General features: G+C 60.7%; 14 protein-coding genes. All 14 read right to left on the reverse strand.

Annotation, left to right across the window (positions count from 1 at the left end; genetic code table 11):
* Nucleotides 1-143: 143 nt before the first annotated feature.
* The 14 genes from ABVT36_RS06810 to mnmE all read right to left on the reverse strand — a co-directional run bounded on the left by ABVT36_RS06810 (nucleotide 144) and on the right by mnmE (nucleotide 14,023).
* Nucleotides 144-563 carry a F0F1 ATP synthase subunit epsilon gene (locus ABVT36_RS06810; RefSeq protein ID WP_367150954.1) on the reverse strand — a complete coding sequence of 140 codons (420 nt, stop codon included), beginning with the start codon at nucleotides 561-563 and terminating at the stop codon, nucleotides 144-146.
* A gap of 74 nt (nucleotides 564-637) precedes the next feature.
* Nucleotides 638-2,038 (reverse strand): F0F1 ATP synthase subunit beta, encoded by a 1,401-nt coding sequence (gene atpD / locus ABVT36_RS06815; RefSeq protein WP_367150953.1) that lies wholly within the window; start codon nucleotides 2,036-2,038, stop codon nucleotides 638-640.
* 36 nt (nucleotides 2,039-2,074) lie between these two features.
* Nucleotides 2,075-2,935 (reverse strand): F0F1 ATP synthase subunit gamma, encoded by an 861-nt coding sequence (gene atpG, locus ABVT36_RS06820; protein ID WP_368455889.1) that lies wholly within the window; start codon nucleotides 2,933-2,935, stop codon nucleotides 2,075-2,077.
* A gap of 62 nt (nucleotides 2,936-2,997) precedes the next feature.
* On the reverse strand, nucleotides 2,998-4,542 hold the full coding sequence (gene atpA / locus ABVT36_RS06825; protein WP_367150951.1) for a F0F1 ATP synthase subunit alpha: 1,545 nt from the start codon (nucleotides 4,540-4,542) through the stop codon (nucleotides 2,998-3,000).
* Between the two features lie 52 nt (nucleotides 4,543-4,594).
* The gene (locus ABVT36_RS06830) at nucleotides 4,595-5,131 is read right to left on the reverse strand and encodes a F0F1 ATP synthase subunit delta (RefSeq protein ID WP_367150950.1); all 537 of its coding nucleotides are present in this window, start codon (nucleotides 5,129-5,131) and stop codon (nucleotides 4,595-4,597) included.
* Nucleotides 5,132-5,143: 12 nt separating this feature from the next.
* A complete protein-coding gene (locus ABVT36_RS06835; RefSeq protein WP_368455890.1) occupies nucleotides 5,144-5,614 on the reverse strand; it encodes a F0F1 ATP synthase subunit B in 471 nt (156 codons plus the stop codon).
* A 69-nt stretch (nucleotides 5,615-5,683) separates the two neighbouring features.
* Nucleotides 5,684-5,929: a F0F1 ATP synthase subunit C gene (gene atpE / locus ABVT36_RS06840; protein ID WP_020413895.1), complete on the reverse strand. Its 246-nt coding sequence runs from the start codon at nucleotides 5,927-5,929 to the stop codon at nucleotides 5,684-5,686.
* Nucleotides 5,930-5,991: 62 nt separating this feature from the next.
* Nucleotides 5,992-6,918 carry a F0F1 ATP synthase subunit A gene (atpB, locus tag ABVT36_RS06845; RefSeq protein ID WP_367150948.1) on the reverse strand — a complete coding sequence of 309 codons (927 nt, stop codon included), beginning with the start codon at nucleotides 6,916-6,918 and terminating at the stop codon, nucleotides 5,992-5,994.
* A gap of 70 nt (nucleotides 6,919-6,988) precedes the next feature.
* Nucleotides 6,989-7,351: an ATP synthase subunit I gene (locus tag ABVT36_RS06850; protein WP_367150947.1), complete on the reverse strand. Its 363-nt coding sequence runs from the start codon at nucleotides 7,349-7,351 to the stop codon at nucleotides 6,989-6,991.
* Nucleotides 7,352-7,556: 205 nt separating this feature from the next.
* The gene (locus ABVT36_RS06855; protein ID WP_367150946.1) at nucleotides 7,557-8,456 is read right to left on the reverse strand and encodes a ParB/RepB/Spo0J family partition protein; all 900 of its coding nucleotides are present in this window, start codon (nucleotides 8,454-8,456) and stop codon (nucleotides 7,557-7,559) included.
* A gap of 15 nt (nucleotides 8,457-8,471) precedes the next feature.
* Complete coding sequence (locus tag ABVT36_RS06860) at nucleotides 8,472-9,272, reverse strand: ParA family protein (protein ID WP_368455891.1); 801 nt, start codon at nucleotides 9,270-9,272, stop codon at nucleotides 8,472-8,474.
* Between the two features lie 160 nt (nucleotides 9,273-9,432).
* Nucleotides 9,433-10,116, reverse strand: coding sequence for a 16S rRNA (guanine(527)-N(7))-methyltransferase RsmG (rsmG, locus tag ABVT36_RS06865; protein WP_368455892.1), 684 nt, complete (start codon nucleotides 10,114-10,116; stop codon nucleotides 9,433-9,435).
* A 5-nt stretch (nucleotides 10,117-10,121) separates the two neighbouring features.
* Complete coding sequence (gene mnmG, locus ABVT36_RS06870; protein WP_368455893.1) at nucleotides 10,122-12,011, reverse strand: tRNA uridine-5-carboxymethylaminomethyl(34) synthesis enzyme MnmG; 1,890 nt, start codon at nucleotides 12,009-12,011, stop codon at nucleotides 10,122-10,124.
* A 620-nt stretch (nucleotides 12,012-12,631) separates the two neighbouring features.
* The gene (gene mnmE, locus ABVT36_RS06875; protein ID WP_368455894.1) at nucleotides 12,632-14,023 is read right to left on the reverse strand and encodes a tRNA uridine-5-carboxymethylaminomethyl(34) synthesis GTPase MnmE; all 1,392 of its coding nucleotides are present in this window, start codon (nucleotides 14,021-14,023) and stop codon (nucleotides 12,632-12,634) included.
* Between the last annotated feature and the right edge of the window lie 60 nt (nucleotides 14,024-14,083).

Consider the following 14,083-nt stretch of genomic DNA (forward strand, 5'->3'; position numbering starts at 1 on the left):
GGGCAGCCTTTCGGGATGGCAATCCAGTCGATGAGAAATCCTGCATTGGAATGCCCGGTTAATAAATTAAGTGCAATAAAAAAGCAGCCGAAGCTGCTTTTTTACCACCTGGCGATTCAATCCATCACCGGGAAAATTATGGCTTACTTGCCGGCGGCCTTGCGGATGGCCTGCAGGGTGCGGAGCCGCGCTTCGGCCTCCGCCAGCTGGGCGGAGATCCGTGCATAGTCCACTTCTGCCGGTGCCTGGTGCAGGGCGTGTGCCGCCTCTTCGCGGGCTTTCTGTGCGGCCTGCTCATCGATCTCGCGCTCGGCGACGTCGGCGAGGATGGTGACCATATTCGGCTGCACCTCTGCGTAGCCACCGCTGACAAAAAGGACTTCCTCTTCGCCACCCTGCTTGATGATGCGCACCGGTCCCGGCTTGAGCATGGTCAGCAGCTGGGCGTGCCCGTAGGAGATGCCCAGCTCGCCCTCGACACCGCTTACGACCACCATCTCCACCAGTCCGGAGAAGAGGGATTCCTCAGCGCTTACAATGTCGCAATGTACAGTCATAGCCATCTAGGCTACCTCATTTTGTGGTAGTTGGCTCGAAAGACCCGCCTGGGCGGAGCATCGCTGGCGGGCCTTTGCGCTTACTTGGCTTTTTCAGCTTTCTCCACCGCCTCGTCGATGGTGCCGACCATATAGAAAGCCTGCTCTGGCATATGGTCATAGTCGCCGTTGAGAATACCGCGGAAGCCGCGGATGGTTTCCTTCAGGGACACATACTTGCCCGGGGCACCGGTAAATACCTCGGCGACATGGAACGGCTGGGACAGGAAGCGCTCGATCTTGCGCGCGCGCGCCACTATCTGCTTGTCCTCTTCGGACAGCTCGTCCATCCCCAGGATGGCGATAATGTCCTTGAGCTCCTTGTAACGCTGCAGCACTGACTGCACGCCGCGGGCCACTTCGTAGTGCTCCTGTCCGATTACCAGTGGGTCCAGCTGGCGGGAGGTGGAGTCGAGGGGATCCACGGCCGGGTAGATACCCTTGGCGGCGATATCGCGACTCAGTACCACAGTGGAGTCCAGATGCGCGAAGGTAGTGGCCGGCGAGGGGTCGGTGAGGTCGTCCGCGGGCACGTAGACCGCCTGGATAGAGGTGATGGAGCCGGTCTTGGTGGAGGTGATACGCTCCTGCAGAACCCCCATTTCCTCCGCCAGGGTGGGCTGGTATCCCACTGCAGAAGGCATACGGCCCAGCAGTGCGGACACTTCAGTACCGGCCAGGGTGTAACGGTAGATATTGTCCACGAACAGGAGTACGTCGCGGCCTTCGTCACGGAATTTTTCCGCCATGGTGAGACCGGTGAGTGCCACGCGCAGGCGGTTGCCGGGCGGCTCATTCATCTGCCCATAGACCATCGCCACCTTGGACTTGGAGAATTCCTCCACGTTGACCACGCCGGCTTCCTGCATCTCGTGGTAGAAGTCGTTGCCCTCGCGGGTGCGCTCACCGACACCGGCGAAGACGGACAGGCCGGAGTGCTCGGTGGCGATATTGTTGATCAGTTCCATCATATTGACGGTCTTGCCCACACCGGCGCCGCCGAACAGGCCTACCTTGCCGCCCTTGGCGAAGGGGCACACCAGGTCGATGACCTTGATGCCGGTCTCCAGCAGTTCAGTGGAGCTGGACTGCTCTTCATAGGTGGGGGCAGGGCGGTGGATGGAAGCGCGTTCCTTTTCTCCGATAGGGCCGCACTCATCGATGGGGTTGCCGAGCACGTCCATAATGCGTCCCAGGGTCTCGTGGCCCACAGGTACAGACACAGGGGCACCGGTGTTGGTCACTGCCAGGCCGCGGCGCACCCCTTCAGAAGAGCCCATGGCAATGGCGCGAACCACGCCGTCACCCAACTGCTGCTGCACTTCCATGGTGAGATCCTTGTCCTCACACACCAGCGCATCGTATACGTTCGGCACAGAATCGCGCGGGAACTCCACGTCGATAACCGCTCCGATTACTTGCACAATTTGCCCGTTACTCATTTACGCATCCTCAAATCAAAATTCTTTCGGCCGCTCTTAAACCGCGGCGGCTCCGCCGACAATCTCGGACAGTTCCTGGGTGATAGCGGCCTGGCGCGCCTTGTTGTACACAAGTTGCAGTGCGTCGATCAGTTCACCGGCATTGTCGGTGGCGCTTTTCATCGCAATCATGCGCGCGGCCTGTTCGCAGGCCTTGTTTTCCACAACCGCCTGGTAGACCTGGGACTCAATGTAACGCGCCAGGAGTCCGTCCAGCAGTTCAACCGGGCCCGGCTCGTAGAGATAGTCCCACTCGTGCTTGAGCTGTTCGCTCTCGTCCCTGGGCAGCGGCAGCAGCTGCTCGACCCGCGGCTTCTGCGACATGGTGTTGACGAACTCATTGGATACCAGGAACAGGCGATCTATCTCACCGGCGGCGAAACGGTCCATCATGACCTTCACCGAGCCGATCAGTTTGTTTGCCTGGGGCTGATCACCGACATCCCGAAGTGCAGCCACCACTTTGCCGCCGATAGCGTTGAAGAATCCGGCGGCCTTGTTGCCCACCGCGCAAATCTCCACATCCACACCCTGTTCAGACCAGGCCTGCATATCGCGGATGGCGGCCTTGAACATATTGATGTTGAGACCGCCACAGAGGCCGCGATCGGTGGATACGAGAATGTAACCCACCCGCTTGGCCTCACGCTCCTGCAGATAGATATGCTGGTATTCCGCCGAGGCGTTGGCCACGTGGCCGATGACTGCGCGAATGCGCTGGGCATAGGGGCGCCCCAGTGCCATGCGGTCCTGAGCTCTGCGCATCTTGCTGGCAGCAACCATTTCCATCGCGGAGGTGATTTTCTGCGTGCTCTTGATGCTGGCAATTTTTGTGCGTACTTCTTTTCCGCCTGCCATAGTTGATTACCCTGCCGGGGCACGGCGGTCTTTATGGAGACACGCCGTACCGTTAGTCGTGTTTACCAACTGCCGGTGGCGATGAACTTCTCGACAGCAGCCCGGAAGCCGGCTTCGATTTCATCGTTGTAGTCGCCACTGCTGTTCACTTTTGCCATCAGCTCTGCGTGTTCGCTGTTCATGTAGGCGAGCAGGGCGGACTCGAAATCCAGCACTTTGGCTACGTCCACATCTTTCAGGTAACCCTTGTCGGCGGCGTACACGGAAACAGCCATATCGGCGATAGACATGGGCGAGTATTGCTTCTGTTTCATCAGCTCGGTCACCCGCTGGCCGTGATCCAGCTGGGCCTTGGTGGCCTCGTCCAGATCCGAGGCGAACTGGGAGAAGGCCGCCAGTTCGCGATACTGGGCCAGAGCGGTACGAATGCCGCCGGACAGTTTTTTGATGACCTTGGTCTGCGCCGCACCACCCACACGGGACACGGAGATACCCGGGTTGATTGCCGGGCGGATACCGGAGTTGAACAGATCGGTTTCCAGGAAGATCTGGCCATCGGTGATGGAAATCACGTTGGTGGGTACAAACGCGGAAACGTCACCGGCCTGGGTTTCGATGATCGGCAGGGCAGTCAGAGAGCCGGTTTTGCCTTTCACCTCCCCCTTGGTGAAGTTTTCCACATACTCGGCGTTGACCCGGGCGGCCCGCTCCAGCAGACGGGAGTGCAGGTAAAAAACGTCACCCGGGTAGGCTTCCCGACCCGGCGGGCGCTTCAGCAACAGGGAAATCTGCCGGTAGGCCCAGGCCTGCTTGGTGAGATCATCGTAGATGATCAGGGCATCCTCGCCGCGGTCGCGGAAGTACTCGCCCATGGTGCAGCCCACATAGGGAGCCAGAAACTGCATGGCGGCCGGATCGGCGGCGCCGGCGGCAACCACAATGGTGTGCTCCATGGCGCCGTGCTCTTCCAGCTTGCGCACCACGTTGGCAATCGAGGATTGCTTCTGTCCGACAGCGACGTAGATACACTTAATGCCGGTGCCTTTCTGGTTGATGATGGCATCGATGGCAACGGCGGTCTTGCCGATCTGGCGGTCGCCGATGATCAGCTCGCGCTGGCCGCGGCCGATGGGAATCATGGTATCCACGGCTTTCAGACCGGTTTGCACCGGCTGATCCACAGACTGACGGGCGATAACGCCGGGCGCCACCTTTTCTACCGCGTCGGTCAGCTTGTTGTTCAAAGGCCCCTTGCCATCGATCGGGTTGCCCAGTGCATCCACCACCCGGCCCAGCAGTTCCGGACCGACCGGCGCCTCCAGGATACGCCCGGTACAGCGGCAGCTCTGGCCTTCCGCCAGGGACTTGTAGTCGCCCAGGATAACCGCGCCGACGGAGTCCCGCTCCAGGTTCAGCGCCATGCCGTAGACACCGCCCTGGAACTCGATCATTTCGCCGTACATCGCTTCGGCCAGGCCGTGGATACGGATGATGCCGTCCGATACGGAAACAATGGTGCCCTCATTTTGGGCCTGGGTGCTCACATCGAGACTGTCGATGCGGCTCTTGATAATTTCACTGATCTCAGAGGGATTCAGTTGCTGCATGCTCTGTTCCTCAAACTCCCGGGCAGCGGCATGCGCCGTCCGGGAAAGCAATTTAGGAGTTCATCGCCTCGGCGAGTTTGGTCAGACGACCGCGTAGAGTGCCGTCGATTACTGTGTCACCGGCGCGGATGACCGCGCCCCCCAGCAGACTCTCGTCCACTGAACTGCGCAGGTGCACTTCCCGTGCAAACTTCTCGCCCAGAGCCCGGGTTAGCCGCTGTGCCTGTGCTTCACTCAGCGGGTGCGCAGACACCACTTCCACATCCAGGGTGGCTTCCGCCTGTGCCTTCAGCTCCTCAAACAGGGAGGAAATTTCCGGCAGCAGCCGCAGGCGGTGATTCTCCGCCAGCAGCCGAATGAAGCGCTTGCCGGGTTCGCTGAGTTTGTCGCCACAGACAGACAGAAAACTGTCTGCGCGCGCTTCGCTGGTAAGCTGTGGATTGTCCAACAGTTCGCCAACCTTGTGGCTTTGGCTGACCGCCGCCGCCGTCGCCAGACCCGCACTCCAACCCTTCAGGTCGGAGGCTTCACTGGCGCTGGCAAACGCGGCTTTGGCATAGGGCCGGGCCAGAGTGCTGAGTTCCGCCATGGGGTTCCTCGGTTATAGGTCCGCTGCCAGTTGTTCGATCAGGCCATCGTGCGCCGCAGCGTCGATATTGACCGCAAGAATTTTCTCCGCGCCGGCCACAGACAGCGCCGCGACACGGCTGCGCAACTGTTCTTTGGCACGGTTAACTTCCTGTGCTATCTCCGCCTGGGCGGCAGCTTTCAGGCGGTCGCCCTCGTCCAGCGCGGCCTGTTTGGCTTCATCGACAATCTGATTGGCACGCTTGTTGGCGCCTTCAATGATTTCCGCCGCCTGTTCCTTGGCTTCGCGCAGCTGGTCAGCGGCTTTGCGCTGGGCCAACTCCAGGTCTTTGCCCGCGCGCTCGGCCTCTTCCAATCCGGTAGCAATCTTTTGCTCGCGCTCCTGCATGATGCCAAGCAGGGGCGGCCACACGAACTTCCAGCAAAACCATACAAAGGCCAGGAATGTAATCGACTGGCCGATAAGAGTCAGGTTGATGTTCACACCGACACCTCTTGCTCGCTGTTCTTGTTCACAAGAACTTGGGGGTTAAGGGCAATTGGGAAGGTGCCATTAAACAAGACCGGGAGCGACGGCGAAGATCAGGTACATGGCAATACCGACACCGATCATCGGTACCGCGTCCAGCAGGCCCGCCATCAGGAACATCTTGCCCTGCAGAGCCGGAGCCTGCTCCGGCTGACGTGCGGAACCTTCCAGCAGCTTGCCACCCAGGGTGCCGAAACCTATGGCGGTACCCAGCGCGCCCAAACCGATCAGCAGTGCGCTCGCGATGTAAACCAGACCAAGTGCTTCCATTGTGTTCTCCATTTATAAGACTAAGAGTTGGTAAAAAAGTCGGGTTGATTAACTGGTGTAATTCAGTGGTCGCTCTCGTGTTCATCTTCCCGGTCGTGGGCCATGGCCATATACACCGTAGTGAGCACCATGAACACGAATGCCTGCAGGGTGATGACCAGAATATGGAAAATCGCCCAGCCCATATGCAGCAGACCGGCGCCGATAAAGCCAGCCACGCCCACCCCGAACACTATGGCGATCAGGATGAAAATCATTTCGCCCGCATAGAGGTTGCCGAACAGTCGCAGGCCGAGGGAAATCGGCTTCGCCAGCAGGGACACAGTTTCGAGCAGGAAGTTAAACGGGATCAGAAGAATATCCACATACCACTTGCCGAAGTGGAAGGGGTGCAGGGTCAACTCTTTCACAAACCCCAGGAAGCCTTTTTCCCGGATACTGAAGAAAATCATCAGCATAAACACCGCCAGCGCCATCCCCAGGGTGGCGTTCAGATCGGTGGTGGGCACCACTTTGAAGAACAGGTGGTCATTGCCGGAGGCTTTGGCGGCGGCCATGGGCAGCCAGTCCACCGGCACCAGATCCATCAGGTTCATCAGAAACACCCACACAAAGATGGTCAACGCCATAGGGGCGACCATGCTGTTGCGGTGGGGGAAAGTCTCTTTCACCAGTTTGTCGATAAAATCCACCACCAGCTCGACAAAGCTCTGCACACCGCGAGGGACACCGGCAGTGGCCTTGCGTGCGGCGCGGGCGAAAATAAAGCAGAACAGCATGCCCAGCGCGGCGGACCAACCCAGCGTATCCAAATGGATGGCCCAGAAACCCATATCCGCAGCCTCCTGGGAGGAGTGCGCAAAGGTCCAGGTGCCCTCGGTGAGCACGCTGCCGTCAGCACGGGTATAGCCGGCCGGCAGCTTGCCGTAGGCCATATTCTGCAGGTGGTGCTGGATATAGTCCGTTGCGGTTTGAGCTTCGCCTGCCATAGATCCTCAGCAATCGTAAAATTATGTATTCTTTGCCGCGCCGTTAGGCGCCGGCTCGCGACGCGGGCGATCATCTCACCAATCGCGCCACCATCCCCCACTGCACCGCCAAACAGAGGCCGTAGCTGGCAAACAGTGCCGCCGGGTTCAGAGGCTCCACCAGCGCAAACACCGCAGCAAATCCCACCAGGGTAAGGGCAAATTTTCCTGTCTCCGCGCGGTAGAAATTCGATACCACGCGGTGGGCGGCGCGCGCGCCGCCATGGCGAAAGGCGCGCAGCCCAAAATAGGCGTTGGGCAGTGCACACAGTGCACCGCCGATAACCACCGAAAGCGCCGTCACTGGCTCGCCGGAAAGATGTAATGCTGCACCGGCGAGCGATACCAGCAGCAGCTGCACCGCGGCAACGATCAACACCGGGGGTTTGAGCATAGGCGGGACTAAACCGACCGAGATATAGCGCTTTACGCCCTAAATTTGGGCGAGCGAATTATAGGAGTAAGCCCTAGGCGGTTCAACCGGAAAATCTCACCAAGTTGGTTAAGTTTCGCCGATGTTCGATCCACGACAGGATTTTAGTGAGCACTTACATACTCAAAAAAGTGTTATAGCTGTCATTAGTGCATTGGCGCTCCGGTCAACCCTCCTGATAACCCAGGTGGGCGAGGATACCGTCCAGTTCGTCGAGGCTGCTGTATTTCAGCACCAGGCGCCCCCCTCCGCTGTCTTTGTGGTCGATGGCGACCGGCACGCCGACTTTCTCCGACAGGCGCTCGCTCAGTCGGCGGATATCGGCATTTTCCCCGGCAGCCGGCGCCGGGGGCACTTGCGACTGCCGCTGCAGGCGCCTTACCAGGGCCTCGGTCTGGCGTACGGTAAGCCCGCGATCCACTACCTGGCGCGCAGCGGCGCGCTGGGTCTCGCCGGCCAGCCCCAGAAGTGCCTTGGCGTGCCCCAGCTCCAGGTCACCGCGCTCCAGGAAGCGCCGCGCCTCGGCAGTCAGGCTCAGCAGGCGCAACAGGTTGGTGACGGCGGTGCGGGATTTGCCCACGGCGTCGGCCACCTGCTGCTGGGTCAGGTCAAATTCGTCCTGTAGCCGTTTGAGCGCGGTGGCCTCCTCCACCGGATTCAGATCCTCACGCTGGATGTTTTCGATCAGCGCCATAGCGATGGCAGCTTCGTCCGGCAGGTCGCGAACCAGCGCCGGCACCCGGTCCAGCCCGGCCATTTGCGCCGCCCGCCAGCGGCGTTCACCGGCAATGATTTCGTAGCTGCGATCACCCAGGGGGCGTGCCACTATGGGCTGCACTATGCCCTGGGCGCGAATCGAATCCGCCAGTTCGCGCAGAGATTCCTGGGGAAATTCACTGCGGGGCTGATAGCGGCCCCGCTGCAGAAACTCCACCGGCAGTTCGCGCAGCTCACCCTCGAGCTGGGCTCCGGAGGCCTCACCGGTGGCCAGAGCTATAGCCTGACCGGCGTCACCGCTAATCAGGTGTGACAGATTTTTACCCAAACCTTTGCGGCGGCCCGCCATAGTGTATACCTCGAATCAGACTGCGGCCGCTTGCGCGTGGCCGGGGCTTTGGTTAGTGCCGTGGCGGCGTGTCATCTCGCCCGCAAGGGCCAGGTAGGCAATGGCGCCCTTGGAGTGGCGGTCGTACTCCAGCGCCGGCTTGCCGAAACTCGGCGCCTCCGCCAGGCGGACATTGCGCGGGATACAGGTACGGTACAGGCGCTCGCCAAAGTGGTCGGTCAACTGCTGCGAGACATCGCTGGTAAGGCTGTTGCGGGGATCGTACATAGTGCGCAGTATGCCCTCGATCCTGAGCTCAGGATTGACCGCACGCTGGATCTGGGCAATGGTGTCGATAAGTGCCGACAGCCCCTCCAGGGCATAGTATTCACACTGCATAGGAATCAGCACCCCGTTGGCGGCGCAGAGGGCATTGACGGTCAACATGTTCAGGGACGGCGGGCAGTCGATCAGTATATAGTCGTAATTATCCCGCAGTTCCCGCAGCGCCCTGCGCAACTGCGACTCGCGCCCATCCATTTCCAGCAGTTCAACTTCCGCGGCGGACAGGTCACCATTGGCCGGCATCAGGTCGAAACCACCAACGGTGGACTGAATCGCCTTGTGGGCGGGCAGTCCCAACGCCAGCACATCGTAGCTGGAAAGTTGCAGGGTATTTTTGTCCACACCGCTGCCCATGGTGGCGTTGCCCTGGGGATCCAGATCCAGCAGTAACACGCGGTACTTGCCGGCAGCCAGGGAAGCGGACAGGTTCACGCAGGTGGTGGTTTTGCCCACGCCACCTTTTTGATTGGCTACCGCAAATATCTTGCTCAAGGTTGTTTTCCTTTATTCTGCCCCGTGTGCCGGCCCCCAATGCAGCCCTCCGTCAGGTGCGCTGCGCAGGTAAACCGGCGGCGCCCAATACAGGGGCCCCGGCGGGCCTCTTCGACCGCCGGGTGAATGTCTCACCGTTGTAAAACGCTGGGGTTGCGGACTACGCCGGGTCGCCGCGCGCGGAGTCGCGGGCCAGTACAATGAGGTGGCGATCCGCATCGCAACCTGGTACCGATAGTGGGCGCACCTGCTCGACCTTAATCCCTTTTGGAAGAGCGCTCAACTCGCCTTCCGGCCACCGGCCTTTCATAGCGTAAAACTTACCATCGGGCGCTAGCAAGTGCTCACTATTCTCCACCATATCGGCCAGGGTCGTAAAGGCGCGGGAGACCACACCGGCGAAGGGTTGCGATGGAATGAACCGCTCGACCCGCTCATTGACCACAGTGATATTGGGCAGCGGCAGCTGCGTTGCCACCTGGAACAGAAAGCGGGTTTTCTTGCCGTTGCTGTCCAGCAGGGTGAGCGCCCGCTCCGGCTGCATGATAGCCAGGGGGATGCCGGGCAGTCCGCCGCCACTGCCCACATCCACCAGCGACTCGCTTTCACCACCGCACAGATCCACCACACTGAGGCTGTCGATTATATGCCGCTCCAGCATCTGTGCCGGATCCCGGATAGCGGACAGGTTGTAAGCGCCATTCCAGCGCACGAACATATCCAGATAGCGCAGCAGCAGCTCGCTCTGCCCATCACTCATGCTGATGGACATCTGCGTCGCAGCCTCCGCCAGCCGCCGCCGCAGTGTGTCTATCTCGCCGCGGGCGGTAAAGATCCCAGCCACCTTGGCTAGACGGCTTTTTTGCGCGTCAGGAGGCCGCGCTTTTTCAATTGAATGAGCAGCAGCGATACCGCCGCGGGGGTGACGCCGGGGATGCGGGCGGCGCGGGCCAGGGAATCCGGGCGCACCTCGCCCAGCTTCTGCTTAACCTCACTGGACAGGCCGGACACCGCCTGGTAGTTGAAGTCCACCGGTATTGGGGTGTCCTCGTATGCCTGCAAGCGGGCGATCTCCTCTTGCTGGCGGTCGATATAACCCGCATAGGTGGCTGCAATTTCCACCTGCTCCCCCACCCGGTGGTCAGATACCGACTCTCCCTTGAGCCCCGCCACGTCGGTGTAACCCAGTTGTGGCCTGCGCAGCAGATCCAGCAGACTGTAGGCGCGCGCCAGTGGTTGGCCCAGGACCTTTTCGGCCGCGGCAGCCTGGGGTGTGCCCGGCTGCACCCAGGTATCTCGCAGTCGCTGCTCCTCGCGGGCTATGGCTTCGCGCATATCGCTGAAGGCCCGCCAGCGGGTCTCGCAGACCAGACCCAGTTCGCGCCCCTTCTCAGTGAGGCGCAAATCGGCGTTGTCCTCCCGCAATAACAGCCGGTGCTCGGCGCGACTGGTGAACATGCGGTAGGGTTCTCTGGTTCCACTGGTAATCAGATCGTCAACCAATACCCCCAGGTAGGCCTGATCGCGGCGCGGAGACCAGGGGTCGCGCCCCTGGACCTGCAGTGCCGCATTGGCACCCGCCAACAGGCCCTGGGCGGCCGCTTCCTCGTAACCGGTGGTGCCGTTGATCTGTCCGGCGAAATAGAGCCCCTGGACAAACTTGGTTTCCAGCGACGGCAGCAGGTCGCGGGGATCGAAGTAGTCGTATTCAATGGCATAACCGGGCCTGGTGATATGGGCCCACTCGAACCCCCTGATGGAGCGCACCAGGGCCTGCTGCACGTCGAAAGGCAGGCTGGTGGAGATACCGTTGGGGTAGAGTTCGCCAGTGGTCAGGCCTTCCGGCTCCACAAAGATCTGGTGGCTGTCCCGGTCCGCAAACCGGTGCACTTTGTCCTCGATGGACGGGCAGTAGCGCGGACCAACCCCCTCGATAACCCCGGAGTACATCGGCGAGCGGTCCAGTCCACCGCGAATAATCTCGTGGGTCCGGGAGTTGGTGTGAGTGATCCAGCAGCACACCTGGCGCGGGTGCTGGTCGAGGTGTCCCAGATAGGACATCACCGGTACGGGGCTGTCGCCCCACTGTTCCTCCAGGCCACTGAAATCCACTGAGCGGGCATGGATGCGGGGCGGTGTGCCGGTCTTGAGGCGCTCCACCCGGAATGGAAGTTCGCGCAACCGCTGCGCCAGAGCCAGCGCGGGCGGATCTCCGGCCCGCCCCCCGGGGTGCTGTTCGAGGCCGATGTGGATGCGGCCACCGAGAAAGGTTCCGGTGGTGATGACGACGGTTTTGGCCCGGAAGCGGACATTGGCACTGGTGACGACACCGACAACCCGCTGCTTCTCCACCAGCAGGTCGTCGACCGATTGCTGGAATATATCCAGGTTTTCCTGTCGCTCGACGATGTCGCGTATGGCACTGCGGTACAGGGCGCGATCCGCCTGGGCGCGGGTGGCCCGCACGGCGGGCCCCTTGCGGGCATTGAGGACGCGAAACTGTATGCCGCTAAGATCGGTGGCCTGGGCCATGGCTCCACCGAGCGCGTCTACCTCCTTGACCAAATGGCTCTTGCCGATGCCGCCGATAGCGGGGTTACAGGACATCTGTCCCAGCGTATCGATATTTTGGGTCAGCAGCAGAGTGCGGACACCCATGCGCGCTGCCGCGAGACTGGCTTCGGTGCCGGCATGCCCTCCGCCGACCACTATCACGTCATAAGTGTTGTGGGAATCCATCGCCTCGGTACGCCAGGGTGAAAATGATCGCGCATTTTATCGCCAGCAGCCCCCAGGCAGCAAATCCTGTTGGGGGAAGGGCGCGGTCAGGCTCTCTGGTCCCGATGAAAAGTTTCGTTTTGTCTGTCCGGATTAAAACAATTTAAGTTAATACTTATCCTGACTAGATAGAATTTTGTATTTGTTGTTGTTATTAGGGCTGGCCACAGCTGGGTATAACCCAAAAAACTTCATATTTATCAAAGAGTTATTTCGATTATAACTGGCCGGTCAACCCCTGCGTTTGGGGGGGCACAACCCCTTGGGGCCCCTGTGGACAAAAAGGATAAGTTGGGCCCTCTGGGGTTAAATCTATACTTGTTCCATCTCTGTACCGGGGAAACCGGGTGTTTTTCCCACAGATTTGTACACACTGAGTAAGAGGTTGTCGTGGGATCATTCAACCGATTGCTAATTATTTGAATTTTTTGTGGGTATTCTGTAATTATTGGATAAGTCTGTGGAAAGCTGTGGGCAACTCTTGTGATTGGGGAGTGGTTGTTATGGGGAGAGGCAGTAGTGTCGTGAAATCTACGACAATAGCGGGGGGCTGCGGGAGAGGGGGCTTTTCTGTTCGGAGTTTATTTGCCGATACAAAAACTGCCGAAGATCTCCCCCAGTAACTGGTCTGCGGAGACCGCGCCGGTGATTTCCCCCAGAGATTGTTGGGCCATGCGCAGATCCTCCGCCAGCAGTTCGCCGGCAGCCTGCTCGTGAAGCTGGCTTGCGCCGCGGGCGACAAGTTCCCCAGCGCGCCTCAGGGCATCCAGGTGGCGTCGGCGGGCGCTGAAAGTGCCCTCAGCGGCACCGCTGTACCCCATGCATTGCTTCAGGTGCTCTTTTAGCGCATCCAGCCCCGCGCCGGTTTTGGCGCTGATGGCGATAACCGGCACGCCATCTGTGTGTGCCTGCAGGCCGGGGGAGTAGTCTGTCAGGTCGATCTTATTCAGTACCAGGGTGAGGCTGGCGTCCGTCGGTAATCGCGCGGTGAATTCCGGCCAGGCCTGGTCCGGATCCAGTTCCCGCACCTGCATAGCGTCCACCACCAGCAGAATGCGGTCCGCCTGATGGAACTCCTCCCAGGCGCGTCGAATGCCTATCTGTTCCACTTCATCCGGCGAATCCCGCAGTCCGGCGGTGTCGGCAAATTGAAGGGGCAGGCCGTCAATATGGATCTGCTCGCGGAGAATGTCCCGGGTGGTACCGGCGGTTTCGGTGACGATAGCGGCGTCGCGCCCGGATAGGGCGTTCAGCAGGCTGGACTTGCCGGCGTTGGGGCGACCGGCGATGGCCACCCGCATCCCCTCCCGCAGGATGCTGCCCTGGCGCGCCCTATCCTCCACCTCCGCCAGTTGCCGCAGCAGCTGCGCCAGTTCGGCAGCCACTGTGCCGTCGCTGAGAAAGTCCACCTCCTCCTCGGGAAAATCGATGGCGGCTTCCACATAGACCCGGAGCTGTAGCAGGGCCTCACACAGCTCGTCGATTTTCGCTGAGAATGCCCCCTGCAGCGATCGCACGGCGTTGCGGGCCGCCTGTTGGCTGCCGGCATCGATCAGGTCGGCGATGGCCTCCGCCTGGGTCAGATCGATTTTGTCGTTGAGAAAGGCGCGCTCGGAAAATTCCCCCGGCCTGGCCTGGCGGGCGCCCAGCTGAATGACCGTGCGCAGCAGCTGGTCGAGAATTACCGGGCCCCCGTGCCCCTGGAGTTCCACTACATCCTCGCCGGTGAAGGAATTGGGGCCGGGAAAATACAGGGCCAGTCCGCTGTCCAGCAGCTGTTCCCCGCTGGTGAAATCGCAGTAGTGGGCGGTGCGCGGTTTGAATGTCCTGGTACAGAGCCGCTCGCCAATTGCCCGGGCCCTGGAGCCGGACAGACGGATCACACCTATGCCGCCGCGCCCTGGAGGGGTGGCGACGGCGGCGATGGTGTCGGAATCGACACTGCCGCTGTTTGTCGGGGTTTGCCTGGCCATGAAAGCAGTTTACTCGAGCGGGCCGCGGTTGCGGCCCGGGCTGGACACAGCTGCGGCTGT

The organism is Microbulbifer sp. TYP-18, assembly GCF_040932045.1.
Taxonomy (GTDB): domain Bacteria; phylum Pseudomonadota; class Gammaproteobacteria; order Pseudomonadales; family Cellvibrionaceae; genus Microbulbifer.

Coding starts and splice junctions, on each gene's coding strand:
- ABVT36_RS06810 (WP_367150954.1), bottom strand. CDS start 563: ATGGCTATGACTGTACATTGCGACATTGTAAGCGCTGAGGAATCCCTC.
- atpD (WP_367150953.1), bottom strand. CDS start 2,038: ATGAGTAACGGGCAAATTGTGCAAGTAATCGGAGCGGTTATCGACGTG.
- atpG (WP_368455889.1), bottom strand. CDS start 2,935: ATGGCAGGCGGAAAAGAAGTACGCACAAAAATTGCCAGCATCAAGAGC.
- atpA (WP_367150951.1), bottom strand. CDS start 4,542: ATGCAGCAACTGAATCCCTCTGAGATCAGTGAAATTATCAAGAGCCGC.
- ABVT36_RS06830 (WP_367150950.1), bottom strand. CDS start 5,131: ATGGCGGAACTCAGCACTCTGGCCCGGCCCTATGCCAAAGCCGCGTTT.
- atpE (WP_020413895.1), bottom strand. CDS start 5,929: ATGGAAGCACTTGGTCTGGTTTACATCGCGAGCGCACTGCTGATCGGT.
- atpB (WP_367150948.1), bottom strand. CDS start 6,918: ATGGCAGGCGAAGCTCAAACCGCAACGGACTATATCCAGCACCACCTG.
- ABVT36_RS06850 (WP_367150947.1), bottom strand. CDS start 7,351: ATGCTCAAACCCCCGGTGTTGATCGTTGCCGCGGTGCAGCTGCTGCTG.
- ABVT36_RS06855 (WP_367150946.1), bottom strand. CDS start 8,456: ATGGCGGGCCGCCGCAAAGGTTTGGGTAAAAATCTGTCACACCTGATT.
- mnmG (WP_368455893.1), bottom strand. CDS start 12,011: ATGGATTCCCACAACACTTATGACGTGATAGTGGTCGGCGGAGGGCAT.
- mnmE (WP_368455894.1), bottom strand. CDS start 14,023: ATGGCCAGGCAAACCCCGACAAACAGCGGCAGTGTCGATTCCGACACC.